The organism is Streptomyces sp. MMBL 11-1, from assembly GCF_028622875.1.
Taxonomy (GTDB): Bacteria; Actinomycetota; Actinomycetes; order Streptomycetales; family Streptomycetaceae; genus Streptomyces.
In genome coordinates this window covers 5,472,404-5,498,729 of sequence record NZ_CP117709.1, presented here as the reverse complement: position 1 = coordinate 5,498,729, position 26,326 = coordinate 5,472,404, and the positions used below count along the sequence as shown (strand labels likewise).

28 protein-coding genes are annotated in these 26,326 nt (G+C 72.7%); 12 read left to right on the top strand and 16 right to left on the bottom strand.

Going from position 1 to position 26,326, the window contains the following annotated elements:
- Nucleotides 1–72: 72 nt before the first annotated feature.
- The 3 genes from PSQ21_RS24685 to PSQ21_RS24675 all read right to left on the bottom strand — a co-directional run bounded on the left by PSQ21_RS24685 (nucleotide 73) and on the right by PSQ21_RS24675 (nucleotide 2,432).
- Nucleotides 73–939 carry a PHP domain-containing protein gene (locus PSQ21_RS24685; protein WP_274033077.1) on the bottom strand — a complete coding sequence of 289 codons (867 nt, stop codon included), beginning with the start codon at nucleotides 937–939 and terminating at the stop codon, nucleotides 73–75.
- 155 nt (nucleotides 940–1,094) lie between these two features.
- Nucleotides 1,095–1,772 (bottom strand): DUF6758 family protein, encoded by a 678-nt coding sequence (locus PSQ21_RS24680; RefSeq protein ID WP_274033075.1) that lies wholly within the window; start codon nucleotides 1,770–1,772, stop codon nucleotides 1,095–1,097.
- A 72-nt stretch (nucleotides 1,773–1,844) separates the two neighbouring features.
- Nucleotides 1,845–2,432 carry a suppressor of fused domain protein gene (locus PSQ21_RS24675; RefSeq protein WP_274033073.1) on the bottom strand — a complete coding sequence of 196 codons (588 nt, stop codon included), beginning with the start codon at nucleotides 2,430–2,432 and terminating at the stop codon, nucleotides 1,845–1,847.
- Nucleotides 2,433–2,877: 445 nt separating this feature from the next.
- On the opposite strand from PSQ21_RS24675, the gene PSQ21_RS24670 reads away from it, so the two are divergent.
- On the top strand, nucleotides 2,878–4,005 hold the full coding sequence (locus PSQ21_RS24670) for a magnesium and cobalt transport protein CorA (protein ID WP_274033071.1): 1,128 nt from the start codon (nucleotides 2,878–2,880) through the stop codon (nucleotides 4,003–4,005).
- A gap of 35 nt (nucleotides 4,006–4,040) precedes the next feature.
- Nucleotides 4,041–4,577 (top strand): hypothetical protein, encoded by a 537-nt coding sequence (locus tag PSQ21_RS24665; RefSeq protein WP_274033070.1) that lies wholly within the window; start codon nucleotides 4,041–4,043, stop codon nucleotides 4,575–4,577.
- A 36-nt stretch (nucleotides 4,578–4,613) separates the two neighbouring features.
- On the opposite strand, the gene PSQ21_RS24660 is transcribed toward PSQ21_RS24665, so the two are convergent.
- A complete protein-coding gene (locus PSQ21_RS24660) occupies nucleotides 4,614–5,384 on the bottom strand; it encodes a hypothetical protein (RefSeq protein ID WP_274033068.1) in 771 nt (256 codons plus the stop codon).
- Nucleotides 5,385–5,635: 251 nt separating this feature from the next.
- Here PSQ21_RS24660 and PSQ21_RS24655 point away from each other — a divergent pair, with 251 nt between their 5' ends.
- From PSQ21_RS24655 to PSQ21_RS24645, 3 genes are read left to right on the top strand one after another with little or no spacing between them, the layout of a single operon-like run.
- Entirely contained in the window at nucleotides 5,636–6,922 is a 1,287-nt protein-coding gene (locus tag PSQ21_RS24655; protein WP_274033066.1) for a magnesium transporter MgtE N-terminal domain-containing protein, read from the top strand.
- Complete coding sequence (locus PSQ21_RS24650; protein WP_274033064.1) at nucleotides 6,912–7,472, top strand: DUF1003 domain-containing protein; 561 nt, start codon at nucleotides 6,912–6,914, stop codon at nucleotides 7,470–7,472. The genes PSQ21_RS24655 and PSQ21_RS24650 overlap by 11 nt, the downstream gene beginning before the upstream one ends.
- Nucleotides 7,473–7,515: 43 nt before the next feature.
- The gene (locus PSQ21_RS24645) at nucleotides 7,516–8,649 is read left to right on the top strand and encodes an Mrp/NBP35 family ATP-binding protein (RefSeq protein WP_274033063.1); all 1,134 of its coding nucleotides are present in this window, start codon (nucleotides 7,516–7,518) and stop codon (nucleotides 8,647–8,649) included.
- Between the two features lie 147 nt (nucleotides 8,650–8,796).
- Here PSQ21_RS24645 and PSQ21_RS24640 read toward each other — a convergent pair whose 3' ends face one another.
- The 5 genes from PSQ21_RS24640 to sigE all read right to left on the bottom strand — a co-directional run bounded on the left by PSQ21_RS24640 (nucleotide 8,797) and on the right by sigE (nucleotide 13,943).
- A complete protein-coding gene (locus PSQ21_RS24640; protein WP_274033062.1) occupies nucleotides 8,797–9,456 on the bottom strand; it encodes a hypothetical protein in 660 nt (219 codons plus the stop codon).
- 125 nt (nucleotides 9,457–9,581) lie between these two features.
- A complete protein-coding gene (locus PSQ21_RS24635) occupies nucleotides 9,582–10,082 on the bottom strand; it encodes a sec-independent translocase (protein ID WP_274033061.1) in 501 nt (166 codons plus the stop codon).
- A gap of 119 nt (nucleotides 10,083–10,201) precedes the next feature.
- Entirely contained in the window at nucleotides 10,202–12,109 is a 1,908-nt protein-coding gene (locus PSQ21_RS24630; RefSeq protein ID WP_274033059.1) for a S1C family serine protease, read from the bottom strand.
- A gap of 89 nt (nucleotides 12,110–12,198) precedes the next feature.
- Nucleotides 12,199–13,257, bottom strand: coding sequence for an anti-sigma factor family protein (locus PSQ21_RS24625; RefSeq protein WP_274033057.1), 1,059 nt, complete (start codon nucleotides 13,255–13,257; stop codon nucleotides 12,199–12,201).
- Nucleotides 13,254–13,943, bottom strand: coding sequence for an RNA polymerase sigma factor SigE (gene sigE, locus PSQ21_RS24620; protein WP_003966488.1), 690 nt, complete (start codon nucleotides 13,941–13,943; stop codon nucleotides 13,254–13,256). Before sigE ends, PSQ21_RS24625 begins: the two co-directional genes overlap by 4 nt.
- Before the next feature lie 250 nt (nucleotides 13,944–14,193).
- On the opposite strand from sigE, the gene PSQ21_RS24615 reads away from it, so the two are divergent.
- Nucleotides 14,194–14,859 carry an O-methyltransferase gene (locus PSQ21_RS24615; RefSeq protein WP_097871002.1) on the top strand — a complete coding sequence of 222 codons (666 nt, stop codon included), beginning with the start codon at nucleotides 14,194–14,196 and terminating at the stop codon, nucleotides 14,857–14,859.
- Nucleotides 14,860–15,004: 145 nt separating this feature from the next.
- On the opposite strand, the gene PSQ21_RS24610 is transcribed toward PSQ21_RS24615, so the two are convergent.
- Nucleotides 15,005–15,172 carry a DUF3117 domain-containing protein gene (locus PSQ21_RS24610; RefSeq protein WP_003966491.1) on the bottom strand — a complete coding sequence of 56 codons (168 nt, stop codon included), beginning with the start codon at nucleotides 15,170–15,172 and terminating at the stop codon, nucleotides 15,005–15,007.
- 315 nt (nucleotides 15,173–15,487) lie between these two features.
- Between PSQ21_RS24610 and PSQ21_RS24605 the strand changes: the two genes are divergently transcribed.
- Nucleotides 15,488–16,300 carry an enoyl-CoA hydratase/isomerase family protein gene (locus PSQ21_RS24605; protein ID WP_274033015.1) on the top strand — a complete coding sequence of 271 codons (813 nt, stop codon included), beginning with the start codon at nucleotides 15,488–15,490 and terminating at the stop codon, nucleotides 16,298–16,300.
- Nucleotides 16,301–16,307: 7 nt separating this feature from the next.
- Here PSQ21_RS24605 and PSQ21_RS24600 read toward each other — a convergent pair whose 3' ends face one another.
- Nucleotides 16,308–16,904 carry a DNA-3-methyladenine glycosylase I gene (locus PSQ21_RS24600; RefSeq protein ID WP_274033014.1) on the bottom strand — a complete coding sequence of 199 codons (597 nt, stop codon included), beginning with the start codon at nucleotides 16,902–16,904 and terminating at the stop codon, nucleotides 16,308–16,310.
- The gene (locus PSQ21_RS24595; protein ID WP_274035919.1) at nucleotides 16,901–17,311 is read right to left on the bottom strand and encodes a cell division protein DivIVA; all 411 of its coding nucleotides are present in this window, start codon (nucleotides 17,309–17,311) and stop codon (nucleotides 16,901–16,903) included. Before PSQ21_RS24595 ends, PSQ21_RS24600 begins: the two co-directional genes overlap by 4 nt.
- Nucleotides 17,312–17,428: 117 nt before the next feature.
- Here PSQ21_RS24595 and folP point away from each other — a divergent pair, with 117 nt between their 5' ends.
- A complete protein-coding gene (folP, locus tag PSQ21_RS24590; protein ID WP_274033013.1) occupies nucleotides 17,429–18,301 on the top strand; it encodes a dihydropteroate synthase in 873 nt (290 codons plus the stop codon).
- 144 nt (nucleotides 18,302–18,445) lie between these two features.
- Here the strand turns inward: folP and PSQ21_RS24585 are convergent, their stop codons facing one another.
- Together PSQ21_RS24585 and dapE are read right to left on the bottom strand one after the other, a co-directional pair.
- Complete coding sequence (locus PSQ21_RS24585; protein WP_274033012.1) at nucleotides 18,446–19,231, bottom strand: TIGR00730 family Rossman fold protein; 786 nt, start codon at nucleotides 19,229–19,231, stop codon at nucleotides 18,446–18,448.
- 99 nt (nucleotides 19,232–19,330) lie between these two features.
- The gene (dapE, locus tag PSQ21_RS24580) at nucleotides 19,331–20,410 is read right to left on the bottom strand and encodes a succinyl-diaminopimelate desuccinylase (protein WP_274033011.1); all 1,080 of its coding nucleotides are present in this window, start codon (nucleotides 20,408–20,410) and stop codon (nucleotides 19,331–19,333) included.
- Nucleotides 20,411–20,471: 61 nt separating this feature from the next.
- Here dapE and PSQ21_RS24575 point away from each other — a divergent pair, with 61 nt between their 5' ends.
- The gene (locus PSQ21_RS24575; protein ID WP_274033009.1) at nucleotides 20,472–21,392 is read left to right on the top strand and encodes a hypothetical protein; all 921 of its coding nucleotides are present in this window, start codon (nucleotides 20,472–20,474) and stop codon (nucleotides 21,390–21,392) included.
- 289 nt (nucleotides 21,393–21,681) lie between these two features.
- Entirely contained in the window at nucleotides 21,682–22,179 is a 498-nt protein-coding gene (locus PSQ21_RS24570) for an ATP-binding protein (protein WP_274033008.1), read from the top strand.
- Nucleotides 22,180–22,312: 133 nt separating this feature from the next.
- On the opposite strand, the gene dapC is transcribed toward PSQ21_RS24570, so the two are convergent.
- Both dapC and fdxA read right to left on the bottom strand, forming a co-directional pair.
- Nucleotides 22,313–23,407 (bottom strand): succinyldiaminopimelate transaminase, encoded by a 1,095-nt coding sequence (gene dapC / locus PSQ21_RS24565; RefSeq protein WP_274033006.1) that lies wholly within the window; start codon nucleotides 23,405–23,407, stop codon nucleotides 22,313–22,315.
- Nucleotides 23,408–23,664: 257 nt separating this feature from the next.
- On the bottom strand, nucleotides 23,665–23,985 hold the full coding sequence (gene fdxA / locus PSQ21_RS24560) for a ferredoxin (protein ID WP_018956287.1): 321 nt from the start codon (nucleotides 23,983–23,985) through the stop codon (nucleotides 23,665–23,667).
- 117 nt (nucleotides 23,986–24,102) lie between these two features.
- On the opposite strand from fdxA, the gene PSQ21_RS24555 reads away from it, so the two are divergent.
- Both PSQ21_RS24555 and PSQ21_RS24550 read left to right on the top strand, forming a co-directional pair.
- Nucleotides 24,103–25,146 (top strand): GNAT family N-acetyltransferase, encoded by a 1,044-nt coding sequence (locus PSQ21_RS24555; RefSeq protein WP_274033003.1) that lies wholly within the window; start codon nucleotides 24,103–24,105, stop codon nucleotides 25,144–25,146.
- Nucleotides 25,147–25,222: 76 nt separating this feature from the next.
- Nucleotides 25,223–26,104, top strand: coding sequence for a transglutaminase-like domain-containing protein (locus tag PSQ21_RS24550; RefSeq protein WP_274033002.1), 882 nt, complete (start codon nucleotides 25,223–25,225; stop codon nucleotides 26,102–26,104).
- Nucleotides 26,105–26,326 lie beyond the last annotated feature (222 nt).

Sequence of the window (26,326 nt, the reverse complement as noted above, 5' to 3'; positions counted from 1 at the left end):
GCCGTGATCCGCCGGACGCGGCGAGCCCGACCTGATCCGGACGACGCGCCCGCCGGTCAGTGCGGGGCAGCCTCAGCGGTGGCCGGCTCCGCCGGCGCCCGGCACCGGGAAGGCTCCCGTGGCGCGCCGGGTGATCTCGCCGTAGATCTCGGGGTCGGTGGTGAACGCGCCGAGCTCGACGGGCTTCCGGCTGCCGTGGTAGTCGCTGGAGCCGGTCGTGAGCAGTCCCAGTTCGCGGGCGAGGCCGCGGAGCCGGGCCCGGGTGGGCGCGTCGTGGTCCATGTGGTCGACCTCGACACCGTCGAGACCGGCCTCGGCGAGTGCGGCGATCGTGGACTCGGGGACCACCTCGCCGCGTTTCACGGCGGCCGGGTGGGCGAAGACGGTGACCCCGCCCGCCGCCTTCACGAGGCGGACCGCTTCGAAGGGGTCGAACTCGTGCTTCTCGGCGTACGCCCGGCCGCCGGTACCCAGCCAGTCGGGCGTGAACGCGTCGGAGACGGTGGGCACGACGCCGAGTTCGACCAGGGCGGCGGCGACGTGCGGGCGGCCGACCGAACCGTCCCCGGCGATCCGGGCGACCTGCTCCCAGGTGATGGGGACGTCGAGGGCGCGCAGCTTGCGGACCATCTCCTGGGCGCGCGGCACCCGGTCGTCGCGCACCAGCTCCCGGGCACGCTCCAGCTCGGCGTCGGCCGGGTCGAAGAGGTAGGCCAGCATGTGCATGCCCACGCCGTCGACGCGGCAGGAGAGTTCGGCGCCGGTGACGAGGGTGAGCCCCTCGGGCAGCGCGTCGATGGCCTGCTTGTGGCCGCCGACGGTGTCGTGGTCGGTGAGCGCGACGACGTCCAGGCCCGCGGCGGCGGCGTTCGCGACCAGCTCGGCGGGGGTGTCCGTGCCGTCCGACGCGGTGGAGTGGGTGTGCAGGTCGATGCGCACGACGCTTGACTCCGGGGCTCGCGGGCGGACGGGGGACCGCTCAAGGATAACCGCCGCGCGCCGGACGTCCGGCCGGGCGTCTTTCGGTCGCGGGCCGGGCGTCTTTCGGTCGCGGGGCGGATCTCTTTCGGTCGCGGGGCGGGGCGCGTACGCCGCTACCGCTCGCCCGTCGCCTGCCGCGGCGGCGCCTCGGGAGGGGCGAGAAGGCGGGGGGTGAGCGCGCCGCAGGGGAGGAGGTCCACCTCTCCCCCGGCGTCCCGCAGGTCGGTGAGCACCAGCTCGTCGTACATCAGCAGCCCCGACTGCTCGGGCCACAGGATCGCCCAGAGCCACAGCCCCCGCGCCTCGCCCGCGAAGACGGCGCGGTCCTCCGGGGCGTTCTTGACGTGCCAGAGAGGGGTGGGGCGGCCGGCGGCGTGGACCTTGGCGTCGGGAGCGGAGTCCACGTCCAGGTGGTGGCCGGGGTCCGGGCCCTCGATCCCGGCGTACCGGGCGCCGAGCCCCACGCCGAGCTCCTCGGCGACCAGCAGCAGCTCGCCCATGCCGCCCAGCGGACCGGGCCCGGAGCAGGCCACGGCGCTCGCGCGTCCGCCGCTGCGGTCGTCGCCCGCGCTGGCGACCCCGGTGAACAGCCACCCCACGGGGAGCGGCCAGGGCATCCAGACGGGGACCTGGGCGCGGTGCACCACGACGCCGAGGCCTTCGACGCTCGGCGGGATGACCGGCTGCATCGGGTGGACCTGGCCGTGCACGGAGCACTGCCAGGCGTCGGCGAAGAGACCGGGCGCCCTGACCCGGCCACCGCACTTCGGGCAACTGGGTTCGCCCCTCATAAGCACCAACCGTCCTCCCTGCCGGTCCTCGCGTCAAGGACGATCACCCGTCCGGCGCGCGGCCCCGGATGTTCACTGGTCCAGGACGACGGACGTGCGCAGCGGGTCGCGCAGGTCCGTACCGTGCGTCAGCCACCGTTCCTGGAGTTCCTGCGCGCCGCGCACCCGCTTCCAGGCGGCCTCGTTGGGCGTCATCGGCAGCAGCGGCAGGAAGCGCACCGGGTCCATCGGCTCGGCCAGTTCCAGGTCCTCCACCAGACCGCCGGACTCCGCGACCAGCACCGAGGTGAACGGCGCCCCGGTCCACAGCGGCTCGCCCAGGTCCAGGGAGGCGCCGGCCGCCACGATCACCCCCTCCACCTGCGGGGAGGCGGCCAGCACGGCGAGTGGACGCAGCACCTGGTCGGTGTCGGCGAGTCCGCCCCGTACGGACAGGATCAGCTCGGCGCGGGGGCCCTTCACCGGGTCGGCGAGCGGGGCGGTGGGGTCGGCCATCGGCTGCGCGGACATGCCGAGCGTCGCGTAGCGCACCACGTCGCCGTCGAGGAAGCGCAGCACCTCGATGCGGTCGGTGCCCAGGAACGTCACATCGGCGCGGGCGTCCGGATCTCCGAGGGCGGAACGGAGCCGGGCCTCGACCAGAGCGAGAATTTCTGCCATCCAGCGAGCATAGATCGCGTAGGGAACGGGCAAAGTACGGAATTGGGCCTGGGGCGGCTGATAGCCTGGCCGCCGGTCGGGACAGCACGCAGAAGCGTTGCTCTTCTTCGTCCCGACGACACGTCGTCCCCCACGGGGGACCGGCCGGAGGAGGTGGGGACTGCCATGGATCCAAGTCGACCGTGCAGTACCAACCGCTCTTCCGCGCCTCGCGTTTCCCGTTGATCCGACGCCTCGTCGGTCGCCCGGAGCCGGCATCGCCGTCGTATCCGGACGACCCCTCGGCAGTGGTTCGCGCAACGGAAGAGCCCTTCGTTTTTGCCTGTCTGTAGCGAACGCCGTCATCGCGCCCGCGCGGTGCCGCCCGCTTTGCGGACGTGAGCGCACGTCCCCATTCCGGGCTGTTCCACGCCCTCGCCGACGGCCCTCCGTGAAGGAGCCAGCCATGTCGATGATCCGTGACCTGCGCGCCGCCGTGCGCCCGTCCCTGCGCCCGTCCCTCCGTAAGAACAGCGCCCCCTACAACGCGTACGACGCCACCCGCGACCCGTCCGCCTCCAGCGCCGTCGTCGACTGCGCCGTCTACCGCGACGGCCGCCGGCTGGCGACGCCCGCGAACCCGACACCCCACGGGGCGATGCTCCAGGTGCGGGAGGAGGGCGGCTTCGCGTGGATCGGTCTGCACGAGCCGACCGAGGCCGAATTCGCGGGCATCGCCCGGGAGTTCGGGCTGCACCCGCTGGCCGTCGAGGACGCCGTCCACGCCCACCAGCGGCCCAAGCTGGAGCGCTACGACGACACGCTGTTCACCGTCTTCAAGACGATCCACTACGTGGACCACGCCGAACTGACCGCGACCAGCGAGGTCGTGGAGACCGGCGAGGTGATGTGCTTCACCGGCCGGGACTTCGTCATCACCGTCCGGCACGGCGGCCAGGGCTCGCTGCGCGCGCTGCGCCACCGCCTCCAGGACGATCCGGAGCTGCTCGCCAAGGGCCCTTCCGCCGTGCTGCACGCCATCGCCGACCATGTGGTCGACGGGTACATCGCGGTGGCCGAGGCGGTGCAGGACGACATCGACGAGGTGGAGATCGATGTCTTCTCCACTCCGGCCAAGGGCAGCCCGCGCGGTTCGGACGCGGGCCGGATCTACCAGCTCAAGCGCGAGGTGCTGGAGTTCAAGCGGGCCGTCTCGCCGCTGCTCCGTCCGATGCAGCTGCTGAGTGAGCGCCCGATGCGGCTGATCGACCCGGACATCCAGAAGTACTTCCGCGACGTCGCCGACCACCTCGCCCGGGTCCAGGAGGAGGTCCTCGGCTTCGACGAACTGCTGAACTCGATCCTCCAGGCGAATCTGGCGCAGGCGACCGTCACGCAGAACGAGGACATGCGCAAGATCACCTCCTGGGCGGCGATCATCGCCGTGCCGACGATGATCTGCGGTGTCTACGGCATGAACTTCGACCACATGCCCGAGCTGGAGTGGAAGTACGGCTATCCGCTGGTGCTGGGCGTCATCGGGGTGGTCTGTTTCTCCATCCACCGCATCCTCAAGCGCAACGGCTGGCTCTGAACACCGCGGGGCGGGCCCTGAGTAAGCTCGCGCCCATGACTGACGCCGTCGCGCCCGATGCCGCCGCCGACCTGCTGGAGAGGGCCCTCGTCGAGGAGGCCACGAAGAAGTCCGGTCTCGTCTGGGTGCGGGGCGACGGGCCGGCCCGCGCCGTCTGGCACGTCTGGCACGACGGCGCGGCGCACCTGGTCGGCGGCGGGCCCGGTGAGCAGCCGCTGCCCGAGGGCCTGGCCGACGGCGGCCGCGCCGAGGTGACCGTACGCAGCAAGGACAAGGGCGGCCGGATCGTCGCCTGGGGTGCGGCGGTGCGTTTCCTGCCGCCGCGCTCCGAGGAGTGGGAGGCGGCGGTCGCCGAGCTGAAGGGCAAGCGGCTGAACGCGCCGGACGCCGAGTCGATGACGGAACGGTGGGCGCGCGAGTGCACCGTGGTGCGGCTGACGCCCCGCACCGTCAGCACCTCGCTGCCGGAGACCTCGCTGGCGGCCGTTCCCCTGCCGACCGGGGCCACCACCCGGCAGCCGGCTCCGGCGGCGCTCCCCCGGCTGCTGCTGAAGCGTCGCGGGAAGCGCTGAGCCAGGCCCCGCAAAAGGTGAGCGGCCCCGGTCGGCTCAGCCGGAGGACTTGGGGAGCTGGCCGCCGTAGTCGACGGTGTCGTCCTCCTGGGGCGCCTCCAGGGGGAAGGCCTGCCCCCAGTCGGCCAGCGTGACCGTACCCCCGCCGCCGCCCCGGGCCACCCGGACCGGATACGGCTGGTCCTCCAGCGAGACGTCGAACGCCCCGCCCTCGCCCTTGCCGCCCAGGATCTGGATGGTGCGCTGCCCGGCGACCGTGTCCCGGCCGCCCTTGCTGACCTTTCCGTTCAGCGCGAGCAGCCCGTCGAGCAGGACCTTCTTGTCGGTGAAGCCGCGCAGCTGGCGGTAGCTGGGGTCGCCCTCGGGGACCTTCACGTACTTGCCGCCCAGCTTGTCGGCGGCCGCCACGTCGGAGGACCCGCCCTCGCCGCCGCCGCTCTCCTCGTGGGTCCAGAACTCGGCGGGCGCCTTCAGATAGAGCTCGTCGTCGACCCGCAGCAGGGCGAAGCTCTGCTTCTTGGAGGTCACCGAGCCCATGCCGCCCTCCGCGTTGAGCTTCATCTCCAGCCGGTAGGTGCCGCCCTTGCTGACGAGCGTGCCCGTCAGGCGTACGGCACTCGCCGCTTCGGCCGCCGCTCTGGCCTTCTCGTCGATCTCGGCGGCGGAGAGTCTGGCGACGCCGTTGGTCCCCTTGTCCGGGTCCTCCTCCGTGCCGCAGGCGGCCAGGGCCGCGGTGAGCCCTCCGCACAGCACGAGAGCGAGGGCGGTCCGGCGATGGTTCCGCACGGCCGGGGCGAAAGAGGTCACGGGCGCACTGCCTCTCGACGGCGATCAGGGGTGGCAGACGGCAGCGTACCCGGGTGGCGCGCACCGTCCGGCAGCCAGCCGTACGGACGGGTCCTCCGGGGCGCGGTGCGGCGGTACGGGCTAGCCTGATCCCGGCGAACCGGCGAGATCCGCTGGTCGGCGGCGTCGGCGTCGGGCCGGGACCGTCGGGCGTGGGCGGCCGCGAAGAACGTGACGACACGGCGGACACGGACGGACGAGGGAGGCCCAGGATGGCGGCAGTCACCCCCAGGGTCTTCGTCTCGCACCTGTCCGGCGTACCCGTCTTCGACCCGAACGGGGACCAGGTCGGCCGGGTCCGTGATCTGGTGGCGATGCTGCGGGTCGGCGGACGCCCGCCGCGCATCCTGGGCCTGGTGGTCGAGGTGATCAGCCGTCGGCGGATCTTCCTGCCGATGACCCGGGTGACGGGCGTCGAGTCCGGCCAGGTCATCACCACGGGCGTCGTCAACATGCGGCGCTTCGAACAGCGGCCCACCGAACGTCTCGTCCTCGGCGAGTTCCTGGACCGGCGGGTGCGGCTGCTGGACGGCCAGGACCAGGACGGCGAGGAGGTCACCGTCCTGGACGTGGCCATCCAGCAGCTGCCGGCCCGCCGCGACTGGGAGATCGACAAGTACTTCGTCCGCAAGGGGCGCGGCGGGGCGCTGCGCCGCAAGGGCGAGACCCTGACGGTGGAATGGTCGGCGGTCAGCGGTTTCTCGCTGGAGGAGCACGGCCAGGGTGCGGAGAGTCTGGTCGCCACGTTCGAGCGGCTGCGGCCCACCGATGTGGCGAACGCCCTGCACCACCTCTCGCCGAAACGCCGGGCGGAGGTCGCCGCCGCCCTGGACGACGACCGGCTCGCCGACGTCCTGGAGGAGCTGCCCGAGGACGACCAGGTGGAGATCATCGGCAAGCTCGCCGAGGAGCGGGCCGCCGACGTCCTGGAGGCGATGGACCCCGACGACGCGGCCGACCTGCTCTCCGAGCTGCCGGAGGAGGACAAGGAGCGGCTGCTGGCGCTGATGCGGCCGGACGACGCCGCCGATGTCCGCCGTCTGCTGTCGTACGAGGAGCGGACTGCGGGCGGCCTGATGACGACCGAGCCGATCGTGCTGCTGCCCGACGCCACGGTGGCCGACGCGCTGGCCCGGGTGCGGCAGGCGGACCTGTCCCCGGCGCTCGCCGCGCAGGTGTACGTGTGCCGCTCGCCCGACGACACCCCGACGGGGAAGTACCTGGGCACGGTGCACTTCCAGCGGCTGCTGCGCGATCCGCCGTTCACCCTGGTCAGCTCGATCGTCGACAGCGACCTGGTGCCGCTGTCGCCGGACACCCCGCTGCCGACGGTCACCAGCTATCTCGCCGCGTACAACATGGTCTCGGTGCCCGTCGTCGACGAGACCGGTTCGCTGCTGGGCGCGGTGACCGTGGACGACGTCCTGGACCACCTGCTGCCGGACGACTGGCGCGAGACGGATCTGCACGGGGAGGAGGGGATCGGTCATGGCGGGTGACGAGCGGGCGAAGGCGGCGTCGACCGGCGCCTCGGGCCTGGTGAGGCCCCCGCGCACCCGGCTGGACCAGCCGAAGGACCCGCGTCGGCGGCTGCTGCCGGAGTACGACCCGGAGGCGTTCGGCCGGTTCTCGGAACGGATCGCGCGGTTCCTGGGGACCGGGCGGTTCATCGTCTGGATGACGCTGATCATCATCGTCTGGGTGCTGTGGAACATCTTCGCGCCCAGGGAGCTGCGCTTCGACCAGTACCCGTTCATCTTCCTGACGCTGATGCTGTCGCTCCAGGCCTCGTACGCCGCGCCGCTGATCCTCCTCGCGCAGAACCGGCAGGACGACCGCGACCGGGTCACGCACGAGCAGGACCGCAAGCAGAACGAGCGCTCCATCGCCGACACCGAATACCTGACGCGGGAGATCGCGGCCCTGCGCATGGGCCTGGGCGAGGTCGCCACCCGGGACTGGATCCGCTCGGAACTCCAGGACATGGTGAGGGACATGGAGGACCGCCAGGTGCTGTCCCCGGCCGAGAGTGACGAAGGCGACCGCTGAAGAGCTACCCGCCCGTAGCACTCCGCGCCGTAACATCGTCCGTATGGCTACGGAAGACGCGGTGCTTGAGGCACTGTCGACAGTGAACGACCCGGAGATCCACCGCCCGATCACCGAGCTGGGCATGGTGAAATCGGTCGAGATCGATCCTGACGGTGTAGTGGCTGTCACGGTGTATCTCACGGTTTCCGGCTGTCCGATGCGCGAAACGATCACCCGGAACGTGACCGAGGCGGTCGCCCGGGTCGAGGGCGTCTCGCGGGTCGAGGTGACCCTCGACGTCATGAGCGACGAGCAGCGCAAGGAGCTGGCGAGCTCGCTGCGCGGCTCCACCGCCGAGCGGGAGGTGCCCTTCGCCCAGCCCGGATCGCTGACCCGGGTGTACGCGGTCGCCTCCGGCAAGGGCGGTGTCGGCAAGTCGTCGGTGACGGTGAACCTCGCCGCGGCGATGGCGGCCGACGGGCTGAAGGTCGGCGTCGTGGACGCGGACATCTACGGGCACAGCGTGCCCCGGATGCTCGGTGCGGACGGCAAGCCCACCCAGGTCGAGAACATGATCATGCCGCCGTCCGCGCACGGCGTGAAGGTCATCTCCATCGGCATGTTCACCCCGGGCAACACGCCCGTGGTCTGGCGCGGTCCGATGCTGCACCGGGCGCTCCAGCAGTTCCTCGCCGATGTGTACTGGGGCGACCTGGACGTCCTGCTGCTGGACCTGCCGCCGGGCACCGGCGACATCGCGATCTCGGTGGCGCAGCTCGTGCCGAACGCGGAGATCCTGGTGGTCACGACCCCGCAGCAGGCGGCGGCCGAGGTGGCCGAGCGGGCCGGTTCGATCGCCGTGCAGACCCATCAGAAGATCGTCGGCGTGGTGGAGAACATGTCGGGCATGCCGTGCCCGCACTGCGACGAGATGGTCGACGTGTTCGGCTCGGGCGGCGGCGCACGGGTCGCCGAGGGGCTGACCCGCACGGTCGGCGCCGAGGTGCCGGTGCTCGGCTCGATCCCGATCGACGTACGGCTGCGCGAGGGCGGCGACGAGGGCAAGCCGGTCGTCCTGTCCGACCCCGACTCCCCGGCCGGCAGCGCGCTGCGGTCGATCGCACAGAAGCTGGGCGGCCGTCAGCGCGGCCTGTCGGGCATGTCGCTGGGGATCACCCCGCGCAACAAGTTCTGACGCCTGTCGGGACGGTACAGGGCGGGCCGGTGGTCATCCGGCCCGCCCTGTCGCGTCGCTACGTCGTACGTCCTGCCCCGTCGCGTCGCCGCGTGTACGTCCCGCCCTGCCGCGTCGCTGCGCGTACGTCCCCGCCCTGCCGCGTCGCTACGCGTACGTCTCGATGTCCTTGATGGCCGCGAAGCCGAGACCGTACGCGCTCATCCCCCGCCCGTACGCCCCGATGTGCACGCCCTCGTGGGCGGACCCGGCGAGGATCCAGCCGAACTCGGACTCGCGGTAGTGGAACTCCACCGGCACGCCGTCCACCGGGAGGGAGAGCGTCGACCAGGGCGCGCTGCCGAGGTCGTCGGCGAGGGTGAACGCCGTCTCGGTCTGCTGGTCCAGCCAGTCGTCGCGCAGGGTGTGGTCCATCTGCGGCGGCCACGTGTACGCCAGCAGGCCGGAGCCCGCGAGCCAGGCCGCCGAGGACACCGTGGTGGCGTCCAGCACGCCCGTACCGTCACCGCTGCGTCTCACCGGACTCGCGGCCACAGTGATCACCGCCGCGAACCGCTCCTTGTCGGAGGAGCCGTCCGACTTCACCGAGGGCTCGTCACCGTGCCCCGTCGCGCCGTGCTGCACCGTGCCGTCCGCCGCGGTGCCGACCTGCATCAGCCAGCGCGGGCCGGTGAAGGCCTCGTCCAGCCCGTACCAGGGGAAGGTCGCTTCCCGGTAACCGTCGACGGTACGCCGCTTCGCCGGTACCTCCTCCGCCGTGGCCGTGCCCGGGACACCGTCCGTATCAATCCGACTCGTCGTCTCCATCTGCGCGGCCGCCTCCTCGATCAGTCATGATCCGGAGCGGCCCGCCCCCCGCGGGCTTGGGCATCCTCGCAACCGGACAGATGGAGAATAGCCATACCGTCCGGGCGAGTCGGGATTGACCGGGGTCAGGTGGCGTCCGCGTCGAACGGCGGGCGCTCGGGACGGTCCTGCTGCGGGGCCTTCTTGAGCAGGTCAGGAGCGGTGTCGCCGGTCTTGGTGAGGCTGGTCGTCGCGCCGTCCGCCGCCGCGCCCGCCGAGCCGTTCGCCGCACTGTTGGCGGTATCGGACGCGGCCGGGGCGCGCCCGTTGACCGCGTCGGTGACGTCGGCCAGGTCCTTGCGCAGGTCGAAGCTCTCGCGGATCTCCTTCAGCCCCAGGTCGTCGTTGCCGTCCATCAGCTGCTTGCGGACGAACGTCTTGGGGTTGAGGTCCTCGAACTCGAAGTCCTTGAACTGCGGGCCCAGCTCCGAGCGGATGTCTTCCTTGGCGCTGTCCGAGAACTCGCGGATCTTACGGATGGTGCGCGTGACGTCCTGGATCAGCTTGGGCAGCTTGTCGGGGCCGAAGACCAGCACGGCCAGCACCCCGAGCGTCAACAGCTCCAGTGCGCCTATGTCATTGAACACCTTGTTGCTCCTCGTGTTCTCCGCGTCTTCTCCGTGCGATCGCGGCCCGGGTCTCCCAGCTGCCCGGACCGCTCAAAGGTACCTGTCGAAGGTGTCCGGGCGGTACCTCGCGGTGGCCGTCACGTGCCGCTCGCCGAGCCGAGCGTGAGGGTCACCGTCCGCTCCTCGCCGCCGCGGGTCAGCTTGAGGTCGAGCTCGTCGCCGGGGCGGTGGGCCCGGATCTTCACGATCAGCTCCTCACCGCTGTGCACCCGCTGGCCCTGGACCTGGGTGATGATGTCGCCGGACTCGATGCCCGCCTCGGCCGCGGGTCCGTCCTTGGCGACGGCGGGCGCGCCGTCGGCGCCCTTCGTGCCGACCTTGGCCCCGTCGCCGGTGTACTTCATGTCCAGCGTGACGCCGATGACCGGGTGGGTGGCCTTGCCGGTGCTGATCAGCTCCTCGGCGACGCGCTTGCCCTGGTTGATGGGTATCGCGAAGCCGAGCCCGATGGAGCCGGACTGGCCGCCCGCCTCGGGGCCCCGGGCGCTGTCGGCCGCGCGGATGGCGCTGTTGATGCCGATGACGTGGGCCTGGGTGTCGACCAGCGGTCCGCCGGAGTTGCCCGGGTTGATCGGGGCGTCGGTCTGGAGGGCGTCGACGTAGCTGATGTCGCTGCCGTCGCCCTTCTCGCCGCCCGCGGTGATCGGCCGCTGCTTGGCGCTGATGATGCCCGAGGTCACCGTGTTGGACAGGTCGAACGGGGCGCCGATGGCCACCACCGGGTCGCCGACCTGGACGTTGTCGGAGTTGCCCAGGGGCAGGGGCTTGAGCCCGGACACCCCGCGGACCTTGACGACCGCGAGGTCGTAGCCGCTGTCCTTGCCGACGAGCTCAGCGGACGCCGTCTCGCCGCTGCTGAATGTCACGGTGATGTCCCCGCCGGCCCCGGCCGGGGCGACGACGTGGTTGTTGGTGAGGATGTGGCCCCGGCCGTCGAGGACGAAGCCGGTGCCCGTGCCGGACTCGGCGGTGCCGCTGACGTGCAGGGTGACCACGCTGGGCAGGGCGCTGGCGGCGATGCCCGCGACGCTGTCGGGGGCCCGGCCGCCGGTGTCGCGGCCCGCCTGTGGCAGCTCGACGGTGGTCAGGCCGCCGTTGCGCTCGATGTACGCGCCGACGCCGCCGCCGATGCCGCCGGCGACCAGGGTGAGCAGGAGAACTCCCATGAACGCCCCGCCCCGGCCCTTCTTCCGGCGGCCGGGCTCTGCGCCGTCGGGGGGTCCCGGCCGGGTCAGCGGCTGTCCCGGAGCACCCCACGGGTCGTACTGGAGCCACTGCGTGTGCTGCTGTGCGTGCGGTTGCGGCGCGGGCTGCGGTGCGGGGTGCCGCGTCTGATGCTCGGGGGCTCCCTGCGGCGGCAGCGGTACGTGGGCCTGATGGGCCCCGGGGGCCGTCGTGTGCGGGTCAGGCGCGTGGGGCCCCGGGGGCGTGAAGCCGTCGGCGGGCGCGGGGGCCTGGATGGGGGCGCCGTTCGTCCCCGCGTACGGCGGGGGCGGGGCTCCGGCTCCCGGCGGTACGACGGTGCCGTGGGCCGGGGTGGGCCGCTGTACGGGCGGGGCGGGCGCCCAGGGGCCGGGGCCGCCGTAGGGCGGGGTGCTGTACTCGTCGGGCTCGTGGAGCGGGGGCCCGGACGGGCGCGGGCTCGGGATCTCCTGGCCACCGTGCCCCTCGGGCCGGCCCGAGGGGTCGGAGGGCTCCGGGGCCGGAGCCGGAACCGAGGCCGGAGCCGGAGCCGGAACCGAGGTCGGAGCCGGAACCGAGGTCGTGCCGGGGGGCACGTCCGCGACCCGGGTCACGTCCTGGGCCTGGGCCACCTGGGCCTGGGCCACGTCCGCGGCCGGGGCTGCCGGCTCGCGGTCCTGGTCCTCCGCCGACGGAGCGTCCGCCGGGGCCGGCCCGCTGTCCGGCTCCGTACGGTCGGCGCGCCCCGCCCTGGGGCGGCTCCACCACTTCGCCTGCGGCCCGGTGGGCTTCCCGTCGTCCATGCTCTCCCCACAACTGGCCTCTGTACGCCCCACCGAGGCGTCCCTCACCGGAATTCAACCAGGTTTGCGAATCCCCGCGCAGGGTCCGGTCAGGGCCGGGGGGAAAGCGGGCTCGCCAGGTCGTTGGCGGGCGAGCCCGGAGGCGGCCCCGGAGAGACCGGGGAAGGGACCGTCTTCGGCCCGGCGCCACTGCCGAGCGCCGCCGCCAGCAGCGGGGTGCCGGACATCGTCGGGCGTATCAGTGGCGACACGGACACGTTCAGCACGGGGAGCGTGAAGGGGTGCCCGCTCGACGCCTGGCCGCCGAACAGCGGCGGGGCGGTCGGCAGCCCCTGCCGGTTCACCGGAGGGGTGGCGACCGGAACCACCGGTGTCGCGGCACTGAGCGACGGCGCCCGGTTCGTCCCGGCGGGGGCCGTGCCGGACACGGGCCGCTCGGGCGCCCGGCCGTCGCCGGTCACCGCGAGGGCGCCACCGCCCCGGCGGCTGACCGCCTTCGCGCCGTTCTCGGCGCGGGTCGCGGCGTCGAGGGGGGTTGCGTTGTTCCCGGCGCCCTCGGCCCGCAGGGAGGGCTCGGGGCCGGAGTCCATCGGCAGGGTGCCGCCCAGCGCGATGGCGGCGAGGGAGACGGCGCTGGCCGCGGCGAACGCGAAGCGCCGCCCGCGCCAGGGCGAGCGGTCCGCGTCGCGGGCCACCTCGTGTATGCGGAAGAGCGAACCGGAACCGGAGCCGCCGGGGAGCACGGCGGTGGAGCCGTGGGTGGCGGGGAGGTAGCCGAAGCCGTCCAGGGGGGAGGGCACGGTGTCGGCGCGGGTACTGCCCCCGGGGGGCCGGAGCCCGGGGAAGAACTCGTCGGCGAAGGGCTTCCGGCCGCCGAACGGTCCGCCGGAGCCTGTGTCGTCGCCGCCGGGACCGCCGGGAAGGCCCTGCAGGCGGGCCAGGAACCCCTCGGAGGGCGAGGGCGAGGCGGACATGGCGAAAGCGCTCTTGAGGCGGCGCTGGGCATCGGCCTCGGCCTTGCACTTGGCGCAGGTCGCCAGGTGGGCCAGGACCCGCTCGCGGGCGTCGTGTTTCAGCTCGCCGTCGACCAGCGCGGCGAGGCGGTCCCCCAGATGCGCTTCCGCGGGGGTGGGTCCTGTGCCGCTCACGCCGTTCCGCCCTCCCCTGCCAGGACCGCGTCCGCCAGGGAGCGCTGCTCGGCGCGCGCCTCGGGCGAACGGTGCTTGAGCGCCTTGCGCAGGTGCGAGCGACCGCGGTGGATCCGGCTGCGGACGGTGCCGAGCTTCACGCCGAGGGTCGCGGCGATCTCCTCGTAGCTGAGGCCCTCGATGTCGCAGAGGACCACGGCCGCCCGGAATTCGGGCGCGAGGGTGTCCAGCGCCTGCTGCACGTCGGCGTCGAAGTGGGTGTCGTTGAAGACCTGCTGCGGGGACGGCTCACGGCTCGGCAGGCGCTCGGCCGCGTCGTCGCCGAGCGAGTCGAAGCGGATGCGCTGCTTGCGCCGGACCATGTCCAGGAAGAGATTGGTCGTGATGCGGTGCAGCCAGCCCTCGAAGGTGCCGGGCGTGTAGGTCGACAGCGAGCGGAACACCCGGACGAAGACCTCCTGGGTCAGGTCCTCGGCGTCGTGCTGGTTTCCCGTCAGCCGGTAGGCGAGGCGGTACACACGGCCGCTGTGCGTGCTGACGATCTCTTCCCATGAGGGCGGGGTCCACGCCTGAGAATCCGCATCAGAGGCGAAGGTCGCGGTCGGTGCGGAGTCTTCGGAAGAACGGTCAGCAATGTTGGTCACGGATTTCGGCTCACCGGCCGACCTGAGGAGACGCCGCAGCATCCCTCCCCGGTCCACAGGCGCAGCCGCACCTCCCCTATCGGCTCTGGTGGTGTCCAGTGGAGCCCCTACCATAGCCACCTCGCCCGTTAGCTCCGGATAAGCCTTTTTCCCTGATGGGGCCGGGCCTCGCCCGGGACTTTCCCGCAGTTCGCCGGTCCGATCCGCGGACCTGGTCACTGCGCTTTCCCCACAGCTTGCACAACGCCCGGTCCCATCTGCGGGTTCCCGGGTCCAGCGGATACAGTCACCGTTGCGCCAACTACGGGGACAGGAGAGGGTCATTACCGCCAACCGGCAGACGAGCTGGGCGTTCGCCGACGCCTTTGTCGCCGAGGACGAAGCACTGCACGGGGCCCGGGAGCGGGCCTGCGAGCTGGGGCTTCGCTCGGTGTCACCGGGCACCGGCGCTGCGCTGCGCCTGCTGGCAGCCGCAGCGGACGCCAAAGCGGTGGCGGAGATCGGCACGGGCACCGGCGTGTCCGGCATCTATCTCCTGCACGGAATGCGGCCGGACGGGGTCCTGACCACGGTGGACCCCGAGCCCGAGCGTCAGCAGTTCGCCCGGGCGGCGTTCCGCGAGGCGGGCTTCGCCACCAACCGGGCCCGGTTCATCCCCGGCCGCGCCCTGGACGTCCTGCCCCGGCTCGCGGACGGCGGTTACGACCTCGTCTTCTGCGACGGCGACCGGCTGGAGAGCCTCGATGTGCTCGCTGAATCGTTGCGCCTGCTGCGGCCCGGCGGGCTGGTCTGCTTCGAGGGCGTCTTCGCGGACGGCCGCACGGTCGACTCCGCGGCCCAGCCGCCCGAGGTGCTGCGGCTGCGGGATCTGCTGCGGGCGGTGCGCGAGAGCCAGGAGCTGATGTCGACCCTGCTGCCGGTGGGGGACGGCCTGCTCTGCGCGGTCCGGCGCGGCTGAGCACACGGAACCCCGGGCTGAGCACACGGAACCCCGGGCCGAGCACCTGGATCCTCGTGATGCATCCGTGGGCCCTTGCCAGGACGCACCACTGCCCGGCACGGAATCCGTACCGGGCAGTGATGAAGGTGATGGGCGTTCCGCGTCAGCCGACGACCTTCTTCAGCGCGTCGCCGAGGGCATCGGCCTCGTCCGGAGTCAGCTCGACAACAAGCCGACCGCCGCCTTCGAGCGGAACGCGCATGACGATGCCCCGCCCCTCCTTTGTCACCTCGAGCGGGCCGTCGCCCGTCCGCGGCTTCATGGCCGCCATGCTCGTTCCCCTTCCTGAAACCAGCTCATCGCAACCGGCGGCCCCATGACAGGCGCTGCCTCACCGGCATCGAACACATTGCTTCTTCGCCATTATCCCGCATCAACGACCCCGATGACCAACATCGGTCTGCATCGCTTGCGCAACGCGCTCTCGCAAAACCACCCAATTCGGCGATCCGGCTGCGATACTGCGCCGCCCCGGGCCCCCAGGTCGGTGCCAATCGTTAGACGCAGGTCACATCTCTGCCCAGCCCCGCATCGGCCATGCTTGCCTCCAGTGGCAACGATGCCCGAGCAGCGAGGGGATACCGGAATGGCCGACGAGCCGGCGAACACCGTCCTGTACGACGTGAGCGAAGGTCTCGCGACGATCACGATCAACCGACCCGACGCGATGAACGCGATGAACACCGCGGCGAAGGTCGCGCTCCGGGACGCGCTGCTGGCGGCGGCCTCGGACGCGGAGGTCCGGGCGGTGCTGCTCACGGCCACCGGGCGCGCCTTCTGCGTCGGCCAGGATCTCAAGGAGCACGTCGCCACGCTCGCGGCGACCCGCGAGGCGGGCGACGGGAACGCGCTGAGCACGGTGCGGGAGCACTACAACCCGATCGTGCGGGCCATCACCGGGATGGCGAAGCCGGTCGTCGCCGGGGTGAACGGCGTCGCGGCGGGGGCCGGGTTCGGATTCGCGCTCGCGGCCGACTACCGGGTGGTCGCCGACACCGCCTCCTTCAACACCTCGTTCGCGGGCGTCGCACTCACCGCCGACTCGGGCGTGTCCTGGACCCTGCCCCGGCTGATCGGGCAGAGTCGCGCCGCCGATCTGCTGTTCTTCCCCCGGTCGATCTCCGCGCAGGACGCGCTGGAGCTGGGGATCGTCAACCGGGTCGTACCCGCGGACGGACTGGCCGAGGAGGCGGCGACGGTGGCCCGCGCCCTGGCGGACGGCCCCACGGTGGCGTACGCGGCGCTGAAGGAGTCGATGGCGTACGGCGCCGGGCACACGCTCGCGGAGGCGCTGGAGAAGGAGGACGAACTCCAGACCCGGGCGGGCGCCTCGCAGGACCACACCATCGCGGTGGAGGCGTTCCTGGCCAAGGAGAAGCCGGTCTACCTCGGGAAGTAGCCGCCGCTCAGCGCGGCACTCCCCCGCCGCCGCGCGCCACGCAGTCCGCGAGGTGGTCGTCGACCAGCCCGCAGGCCTGCATCAGCGCGTAGGCGGTGGTGGGGCCCACGAAGCGGATCGAGCGCTTCTTCAGCGCCTTGGCGAGCGCGGTGGACTCCGGCGTGACGGCCGGAACGTCCGCGAGGCTGCGCGGGGCGGGCCGGCCGGCCGGGTCGGGGGCGTAGGACCAGATCAGCTCGTCCAGCTCCCCCGCCCGCCAGCCGGCGAGCACCTTCGCGTTGGCGAGGGTCGCGTCGACCTTGGCCTTGTTGCGGATGATCCCCGGGTCCGCCAGGAGCCGTTCCCGGTCGGCGTCGGTGAACTTCGCCACCGCTTCGATCCGGAATCCCTCGAACGCGGTACGGAAGGTCTCGCGGCGGCGCAGGATCGTGATCCAGGAGAGCCCGGACTGGAAGGCCTCCAGGCAGAGCCGTTCGAACAGGGCGTCGTCCCCGTGGACGGCCCGGCCCCACTCGGTGTCGTGGTAGTCGAGGTAGTCCTCGGCGGACAGGCCCCACGGGCAGCGCAGCCGGCCGTCGGGGGCGGCCAGGGCCGCGCCGCTCATCGCCCGTCCTCCTCGGCGCGGTCCGAGCTGTTCGGGCGGTCGCCGGGCTCCGCGGGCCGGTCCCCGGGCTGCTTGAACAGGTCGGTGCCCGTCGTCACCGCGGCCGCCTGCACCCCGGCCAGGGCGGATTCCAGCTCGGCGATCCGGGCGTCGCGCTCGGCCAGTTCGGCGCCCAGCCGGGACAGCGCCTCGTCGACGTCCACCATCCGGTAGCCGCGCAGCGCCATCGGCAGGCGCAGCGCCTCGACGTCCGCCCGGCCGACCGGGCGGGTCGCGGGCAGCGGATCGGTGAACCGCTCGGGCGGGACGTCCTGGAGCACCGCGCTCCCACCGCCTCCGACCACCGCGAGGGTGACCGCGGTGACGACCACGACCATCGTGAGCAGCAAGAACCAGAACACACGCATCTCCCCGGGGGCGGAAACCTCGTCCGGCTCCGATCGTGCCATGCGACACGGACAAGTCGGGGCCGACCCGATGAGGCCTTAGGGTCGCAGGCGGGCTATCTGAGGAGGAGAGACGGGATGCGAAGCGGTGCACTCAGGCTGGGGCGGCGGGAATTCGGTCCGCACGAGCCGGTGATCATGGCGATCGTGAACCGGACCCCGGACTCCTTCTACGACCAGGGCGCCACGTTCGGGGACGAGCCGGCGCTGGCCCGGGTCGAGCAGGCGGTGGCCGAGGGCGCGGCGATCATCGACATCGGCGGGGTGAAGGCAGGTCCCGGCGAGGAGGTGAGCGCCGAGGAGGAGGCCCGCCGCACGGTCGGGTTCGTCGCCGAGGTCCGCCGCCGCCATCCGGACGTGGTGATCAGCGTGGACACCTGGCGGCACGACGTGGGCGAGGCGGTCTGCGAGGCCGGCGCGGACCTGCTGAACGACGCGTGGGGCGGGGTCGACCCGAAGCTGGCGGAGGTCGCCGCGCGGTACGGGGCGGGTCTGGTGTGCACGCACGCGGGCGGCGCGGAGCCGCGGACCCGGCCGCACCGGATCGCGTACGAGGATGTGATGGCGGACATCCTGCGGGTGACGGTGGGGCTGGCCGAGCGGGCGGTGGAGCTCGGCGTGCGGGCGGACGGGATCATGATCGATCCGGGTCACGACTTCGGGAAGAACACCCGGCACTCGCTGGAGGCGACGCGGCGGCTCGGGGAGATGGCGGAGACGGGGTGGCCGGTGCTGGTGTCCCTGTCCAACAAGGACTTCGTGGGCGAGACGCTGGACCGGCCGGTGAAGCAGCGCGTCATCGGCACGCTGGCGACGACGGCGGTCTCGGCGTGGCTGGGGGCGCGGGTGTACCGGGTGCATGAGGTGGCGGAGACGCGGCAGGTCCTGGACATGGTGGCGTCCATCGCCGGGCATCGTGCGCCGGCCGTGGCGCGGAGGGGGCTGGCGTAGTTCTGCCGCCTGCCCGGCGAGCGGGGTCCGGGGCGCTGCCCCCGGACCCCGCTCCTCAAGCGCCGGAGGGGCTTGAATTTCGCGGGCCCGTCCGGGAGGTGCCGGTGAAAAGATGCCCTCAATCGCCGGGCAGGCTTGAGCGGGTTACCGCCCGACCTCCTTCGTGACCAGTGTCACCGCCTCCTCCACGTCGTCCGTCACGTGGAAGAGCAGCAGGTCCTTCTCCGATGCCTTGCCCTGGGCCACCACCGTGTCGCGGAGCCAGTCGACCAGGCCGCCCCAGTAGGCCGTGCCGAACAGGACGATCGGGAAGCGGGTGACCTTGCCGGTCTGGACGAGGGTCAGTGCCTCGAAGAGCTCGTCCAGGGTGCCGAGGCCGCCGGGCAGGACCACGAAGCCCTGGGCGTACTTCACGAACATCGTCTTGCGGACGAAGAAGTAGCGGAAGTTGACGCCGATGTCGACGTGCGGGTTGAGGCCCGACTCGAAGGGCAGCTCGATGCCGAGGCCGACCGAGACGCCCTTGGCCTCCCGGGCGCCCTTGTTGGCGGCCTCCATCGCGCCCGGACCGCCGCCGGTGATCACCGCGAAGCCCGCTTCGACCAGGGCCTTGCCGAGCTGGACGCCGGCCTCGTACTCCGGCGATCCGGCCGGGGTGCGGGCCGAGCCGAAGACGCTGATCGCGCTCGGCAGTTCGGCGAGCGCTCCGAAGCCCTCGACGAACTCCGACTGGATGCGCATCACCCGCCAGGGGTCGGTGTGCACCCACTCGGAGTCGCCCTCGGAGTCCAGCAGCCGCTGGTCGGTCGTGCCGGGCTGGACCTGCTCCCTGCGGCGCAGGACCGGGCCCAGCCACTGTTCCTCGGGGCTGACCGCTCCCTCGGGAACCTCCGCACCCTCGGGAATCCGCGCGTCCTCGGCGTTGCCCATGTTCCGCTCCCTCCACCGACCCGCGTCGCGCTGGGTCGTGTCGTACTGCGTACGGCCAGCGTAGATCGGCGGAGGTTACGTGCGGGGGAATGCCGTGCGTCAGCCGGTCAGCCAGGAGCGGAGCCGGTCCTCGCAGTGGGTGATCTTCGCGACCGCCACGTGCTCGTCGCGCTTGTGGGCGTACATCGGGTCGCCGGGGCCGTAGTTCACCGCGGGGACGCCGAGCGCGCCGAAGCGGGAGACGTCGGTCCAGCCGAACTTGGGCCGGGCGGTGCCGCCGACGGCGGCCATGAACGCCTGGGCGGCGGGGTGGGAGAGACCGGGCATGGCGGCGCCGGAGTGGTCGTCGATGACGATCTCGGCCACACCGCAGTCGGCGAAGACCTCGCGGACGTGGGCGATGGCCTCCTCCTCGGTGCGGTCGGGGGCGTAGCGGTAGTTGACGACGACGGTGCAGGCGTCCGGGATGACGTTGGTGGCGACGCCGCCCTCGATGCCGACCGCGTTGAGGCCCTCGTGGTATTCGAGACCGTCGATGACCGGGCGGCGGGGCTCGTACGCGGCGAGCCTCGCCAGGATCGGGGCGGCGGCGTGGACGGCGTTGGCCCCCATCCAGCTCCGCGCGGAGTGGGCCCGCTCCCCGGCCGTCCGCAGGTGGACCCGGAGCGTGCCCTGGCAGCCGCCCTCGACCTCGCCGTCGGAGGGCTCCAGCAGGACGGCGAAGTCCCCGGCGAGCCACCCGGGGTGGGCGTCGGCGATGTGGCCGAGGCCGTTGAGGTGCGCGGCGACCTCTTCGTTGTCGTAGAAGATGAAGGTCAGGTCGCGGTTGGGCTCGGGGACCGTCGCGGCGATCCGGAGCTGGACGGCGACGCCGGACTTCATGTCGGAGGTCCCGCAGCCCCAGAGGATCCCGTCGCCGTCGAGGCGGGAGGGGACGTTGTCGGCGATCGGCACGGTGTCGATGTGCCCGGCGAGGACGACGCGCTCGGCGCGGCCCAGGTCCGTGCGGGCGACGACGTTGTTGCCGTGCCGGTCGACGGTGAGGTGGGGCAGAGCGCGCAGTGCCGATTCGATCGCGTCGGCGAGGACCTTCTCCTCCCCGCTGACCGAAGGGAAGTCGACGAGCCGGGCGGTGAGCGCCGGTCCGTCCAGGGTGAGGTCAAGGGTGCTGTCGGCCATGGACCCGACCCTAAGGGACTTGGGTATCGGCCCTGGCCGGGCCCTCCAGTACGGTGGGCCCGTGCCCAGGACAGCCAGCCCCCGCCGACGACGCCTCCTCCGCTACGGGGCCGCCCTCGCCGTGCTCGCGGCCCTGGGCGGCTACCTGGCCGTGCAGTACGACTCGTCCGGGTCGAGGAATCCGCCGCGCTGTGTGGTGGAGGCGAAGGACGGGGGCGGGACGCAGCGTTACGAGATGAGCCTCGCCCAGACCGTCAACGCGGCGACGATCTCCGCGGTCGGCACCACCCGGGGCATGCCCGAGCGGGCGGTGACCATCGCGCTGGCGACCGCGCTGCAGGAGTCCACGCTCCGCAACATCGACTACGGGGACCGGGACTCGGTGGGCCTGTTCCAGCAGCGGCCCTCGCAGGGCTGGGGCACGGTGGAGCAGATCATGGACCCGGTGTACTCGTCGGAGAAGTTCTACGAGGGCCTGGCCGAGGTGCCGGGCTATTCGCGCCTCCCGCTGACCGTGGCCGCGCAGCGCGTGCAGCGCAGTGGATTCCCGCAGGCGTACGCGAAGCACGAGCCGGACGCCGCGCTGCTGGCCGCCGCGCTGACCGGGCGCAGGCCGGCCTCGCTGAACTGCACGCCGTCGACGGCCACGGCGGACGGCCCGGGGGACGCCGCGCGGGTGCGGACCGAGCTGGTGCGCGCCTTCGGCAAGGACGTGCTGCCCGGCGCGGTGGCCGCGGGGGCCTCCGCGGCGTCGACCGTCTCGGTGCCGGTCCCGGCGGCCGCGGCGCGGTCCGAGGGCAAGGGCGCTCCGCGGCGCGGCTGGGAGCTGGCGCACTGGGCCGTGGCGCAGTCCGAGGCCCTGCGGATCGAGCGCGTGAGCTACGCGGACCGGGTCTGGGACGCCGGTTCGGGCTGGCGGACGGAACGCGCGAAGGGTAAGGAAACGGGCACGGCGGCGGTCAGGATCCAGGTCGTCCAGTAGTACGGCCCGTCCCCCGTTCGGACCTCGGAGGCCATGGCTCCGGGCCTTCTCGCGCGATGCCTCTCACCTTCGGGAACCTGCCCCGATTCCCTTGCCGCCCAAGGGAAGTGACGGTTCGCCGGGCCGCGGCGGTATGGATTGTTTGCCCGGGTTCTTCCGCTGCGGATAATCGGACCCATTACCCAGTCTTTACCTTGGCCCACCGCAACCTCCCCCTCCCCCGCAGCGGTTGTCAGTGCGTCCGATCACCGGACAGACAGATTCGTGCACAACCCGCTGAAGGAGCATCATGTCCCTCCCCCTGACCCGTCGGATCGCTCGTGCCGCGCTGCTGATCGCCGCAGGCGCGGCCCCCGTGGTCGGTGCGGCCGGCGCCGCGAGCGCCGCAGATCTCCCGGCGACCCCTGACCTGGGCGGCCTGACCGCGCTGGACGGCGCCGGTCTCGGCGACACCGTGGACAGCACCGTGCGGCAGGGCACCCAGGCGGCCGGTGACACCGGCGGCCGGCTCGTCGGCACGGCCGTCCCGGCCGCGGGCAAGACCGTCGGCCAGTCCGCGAAGGTGGCCATTCCGGCCGCCCAGGAGACCGCCGGCCAGACCGCGGGCAACGCCGGCCAGGCCGTGGGCGGTGTGGCCGAGGCCGCCGGCGGCGGCCTTCCGACCGACGCGCTCGGCGGCGGTCTGCCCACCGACTCGCTCACCAAGGGCGGCCTGCCCACGGACGCGCTCGGCGGCGGTCTGCCCACCGACTCGCTGACCAAGGGCGGCCTCCCGCTGGGCGGCTGATCCGACACGGCACCGCAGCACCGCAGCACCGCAGCACCGCAGCACCGCAGCACCAGAAACGCGCCGAGGGCCTCGGGAGTGCGCACTCCCGAGGCCCTCGGCGCTTCGCGTCGCCGCGCGGCGACGGTTCCGGTCAGGACAGCCGCTTGACCGCCGCCGCCACCCGCTCGTCGGTCGCGGTGAACGCCACCCGCACGAAGCTCGCGCCCGCCGGGCCGTAGAAGTCGCCGGGCGCCACCAGGATGCCCAACTCCGCGAGGTACGCCACGGTCTCCCAGCACGGCTCGTCGCGGGTCGCCCACAGGTAGAGGCTCGCCTCGCTGTGCTCGATCCGGAAGCCGTGCGACTCCAGGGCCGCGCGCAGGGCGAGGCGCCGGTCCGCGTACCGGGCGCGCTGCTCGGACACGTGCACGTCGTCGCCGAGCGCGGCGACGGTGGCGGCCTGCACGGGGGCGGGCGTCATCATCCCGCCGTGCTTGCGGAGGAGCAGCAGCTCGCCCAGGACGGCCGCGTCGCCCGCGATGAACGCGGCCCGGTATCCGGCCAGGTTGGAGCGCTTGGAGAGCGAGTGGACGGCGACGATGCCGTCGTAGTGGCCGCCGCAGACGTCCGGGTGGAGCACCGATACCGGCTCGGCGTCCCAGCCCAGCTCCAGATAGCACTCGTCGCTGAAGACCAGGACGCCGTGCTCGCGCGCCCAGGCGACGATCCGGGTCAGCTCGTCCTGGGGCAGGACCTTCCCGGTCGGGTTGGAGGGCGAGTTGAGCCAGAGCAGCTTCAGCCCCGCCGGGTCCAGCTCGGTCGGGTCGTCGTAGGCGACGGGCTCCGCGCCGCAGAGCCGGGCGCCGACCTCGTACGTCGGGTAGGCGAGCCGGGGGTAGGCCACCTTGTCGCCCGCGCCGAGCCCGAGCTGCGTCGGCAGCCAGGCCACCAGCTCCTTGGAACCGACGACCGGCAGCACGTTGGCATGGGTCACGCCGACCGCGCCGAGCCGCCGCTCCACCCAGCCGGTGAGCGCGTCCCGCAGGGCTTCGGTCCCCCACACCGTCGGATAGCCGGGGCTGTCCGCGGCGGCGACCAGCGCACGCCGGATCAGCTCGGGGACCGGGTCGACCGGGGTGCCGACGGACAGGTCCACGATGCCGTCCGGGTGGGCCTGTGCCGTCGACTTGTAGGGCGTGAGCCTGTCCCAGGGGAAGGCCGGGAGGCGGGAGGAGACTGCGGACACGAGGCTCTGCTTTCTCGGGTGTTCTCGTACGGGCGGCGGAACGGGCGGCGGAACGGACGCGCGGTGACGGCTCCGGAACCGCCGGAACCCGGTGTCGGCTCCGGAACCGCCGGAACCCGGTCACGGCCCCGGCTTCACCGGGGCTCGGTCACGGAGTCACCGGGGCCCGGTGGCTGCCCCGGCGGCACGGGGAAATGCCTCGGCCCCGCACGGTGACAAGCCGTACGGGACCGGGGCCGCGCGCGTGGTGCCGCCGCTTACTGGTTCTGCGGCGGCAGTGCGGCGATGAACGCGTGGTCGCGCTCGATGAGACCGAGCTTCGAAGCACCGCCCGGCGAGCCGAGGTCGTCGAAGAACTCGACGTTCGCCTTGTAGTAGTCCTTCCACTCCTCCGGAGTGTCGTCCTCGTAGAAGATCGCCTCGACCGGGCAGACCGGCTCACAGGCTCCGCAGTCGACGCATTCGTCCGGGTGGATGTACAAGGACCGCTGGCCCTCGTAGATACAGTCGACGGGGCACTCTTCGATGCAGGCCTTGTCCTTCACGTCGACACAAGGCTGCGCGATGACGTAGGTCACGCTGTCGTTCCTCCTCGGTAGGGCGTTGGCTCTCGCGCGGGAGCGCGGCGTCGTCGATGCCCACCTCTAGTATCTCCGTTCTCGGGCACGATCCGAACAGGAGGGGCGGACAGAGCTGTGGAATTCACCATCGGCGGACGGCTGGAAGTCCGCATCACCCCCGCTGACGTGGGCAAACGCGTGTCCGTCCGGCGTCGGACGGACAGCGGGGGTGCGGGCGCGGAGTTCACCGACGTCGTCGGGGTGCTCACATCATGGGACAGCGGTGTGCTCTCCATCACACCGAAGAGCGCGGAATCCGTCCACATCGTGGAATCCGCCGTGGTGGCGGGCAAGGTCGTTCCCGCCGCCCCGGCCCGCCGCCGCGGACCCACCGCCTCCTTCCGCGAACTGGCCTCCGTCACCGCGCGCGCCTGGCAGCCCGTGGAGAGCGAAGCGCTGGGCGACTGGCGGCTGCGCGCCGCCGGGGGCTTCACCCGGCGCGCCAACTCCGCGCTCCCGCTCGGCGATCCGGGCCTGCCGCTCGGCGAGGCGCTCGGACGGGTCCGGGACTGGTACGAGGAGCGGGGCCTGCCCGCGTACGTCCAGACGGCGACCGGGGCCGAGGGCACGCAGGAGCTGCTGTGCGCGGAGCTGGAGCGGCACGGCTGGCGGCGCGACGTCTCGGCGGAGGTGCGGATCGCCGCGCTGGCGCCGGTCGGTGACCTGGAGGCGGATGTGCGGGCGGTCCGCCTGACCCGCGAACCGGACGCGGCCTGGCTCTCCCGCTACCAGCGCTTCTCCACTCCCGGCCCCCATGTGCTGCGGGTGCTGGGCAGCGGCCCTTCGGTCTGGTTCGCCACGGTGCCGGGGGGCACCGGAGCCCCGCACGAGGGACCGGACGCGGGTACGGACGCGGGTACGGCTGCCGCGCCGGCCGCGATCGGGCGGTGTGTCGTGGACGGGCGGTGGGCCGGGTTCATGGCCGTCGAGGTCGATCCGGAGCAACGGCGGCGCGGTCTCGCCACCACCGTGATGGCCGCGCTGGCGCGCCGGGCGCTGGACGAGGGCGCTTCGGCCGCCTGGCTCCAGGTCGAGGAGGACAATGAGGGGGCGCGGGCGCTGTACGACGGCATGGGCTTCGCGGCCCACCACCGTTACCACCACTACCGCTCGGCATGACGGGCCCCGGCGGTCCCCGCGCCGGGCTCGCCGGCGGACCGACGCACAGGAGCGGGGACAGGGACATGGATCGCATATGAGCGCGCTGGATGCCGGAACGGCCGAACGGCGGCGGCGGTTCGCCGAGGAGGCCCGGTCCGAGCGGCCGGACCTCGCCCTCCTGTGCCTGCTGCTGGGAGCGGAGGCCGGGCCGGTGGGCCCGGCCGAAGTCCGCCCGGTGACTCCGGGGGAGGCCGTCCCCGACCCGTACGGCATCGACGCCGCGCAGATCGAGCTGGACCGGCTGGCGGGCCTGCTGCCGTACGGCTCCCGCCCCCCAGCCGCCTGGGCGACGGCGCTGGCCGAACTGCTCGGCGAACGCTGCGGGTTCGGCGGCTCCTCCGTCGACTACCAGCGGCTGGACTCCTCGCTCCTCCAGCAGGTGCTGCGCCGCCGCCGGGGTCTGCCGATCCTGTTGTCGGTCGTCTGGATCGAGGTCGCCAGGAGGGCGGGCGCACCGGTGTACGGGGTGGCGCTGCCCGGCCACTTCGTGGTCGGTTTCGGCGATCGGGACCACCCGGTGCTGGCCGATCCGTTCGCCGGGGGCGCGCCGTTGACCGGTCAGGACGCGGAGCTTCTGGTCACGGGGGCCACCGGGGCGGCCCTTGAGCCGTCGATGATGACGCCCGCGCGGCCGCTGGAGATCGTCCTGCGGGTCCTGAACAACGTCCGGGCGTGGGCGGCGGCCCGGCCCGAGCGCACGGACGTGGCCCTGTGGGCGGTGGAGCTGTCGCTGCTCCTGCCCTCGCATCCGGCCAGGCTCCGCTTCGAGCGCGCCCAGCTCCTGGTCCAGCGCGGTGAGTTCCTGCGCGGGGCACAGGAGATGGAGGAGTATGCGGAGATCCTGGAGGGCATCGAGCCGACGACGGCCGAGAACATCCGGCGCAAGGCCCACGCCGCGCGCGCCCTGCTGAACTGAACCGGCCGTCCGACGGGGAACGCGAGGAACCCGCCCCTGCCACCGGCCCTCCGGTCGCCCCGCGGTGGCGAGACGGATGGGTCCGTGGGCGATGTGCGCTCCCGCTTTACATCCGAACGCCCCCTCCCGCGCCCAACGGGCGCGGTATTCGGCCTGTTTGTCAGCGTACGCGCATGCCCATGCGCTCAACTGGATACCCGTCGCCGGATGCGCACAGCCCGT